This is a genomic window from Neisseria sp. SLRRB23 (assembly GCF_050896295.1).
Lineage (GTDB): Bacteria > Pseudomonadota > Gammaproteobacteria > Burkholderiales > Neisseriaceae > Neisseria.
In genome coordinates, this window is the sequence record NZ_JBPBFH010000167.1 from 1 (window position 1) to 385 (window position 385).

2 pseudogenes are annotated in these 385 nt (G+C 56.1%); one reads left to right on the top strand and one right to left on the bottom strand.

Going from position 1 to position 385, the window contains the following annotated elements:
• Positions 1-42: 42 nt before the first annotated feature.
• A pseudogene (locus ACRPFF_RS11730) lies at positions 43-135 on the bottom strand (cell division protein FtsQ/DivIB); the annotation flags it as partial.
• Here ACRPFF_RS11730 and ACRPFF_RS11735 point away from each other — a divergent pair.
• Positions 134-211, top strand: a pseudogene (locus tag ACRPFF_RS11735) ((Na+)-NQR maturation NqrM); the annotation flags it as partial. The pseudogenes ACRPFF_RS11730 and ACRPFF_RS11735 sit on opposite strands and share 2 nt — an antisense overlap.
• Positions 212-385: the final 174 nt, after the last annotated feature.

Sequence of the window (385 nt, forward strand, 5' to 3'; positions counted from 1 at the left end):
CGTGGGCTCGGAGATGGGGATAAGAGACAGGTACCTGCGTCACTATTCTTCGGATTCTGTTGCAGGCAAACCGTCGGAGTCATAACGGACTGAAAATCCGTCTTTATACCGCATATCCACATAGGATAACCGATGCGACACACCTTGCGACACCCTGCAAAAAAAGCTGGATGAAGAAAAACAGGCAGGCGGCATACGGGTTGACCGTTAACGCCGAAACAAAATGCCGCCTGAAGCCCGGCCGGCGTGAGGCACAGCGCTTGCCGACCAACCCGCATTTTCCTCATCCGCAACAACCCCTCTCCCTAGCCCTCTCGCTCAGGAGAGGAAACACAGTGCCGCCGCCGTTTCAGACGGCCTGAAAACCAAACGCAGCCTGTCCCCC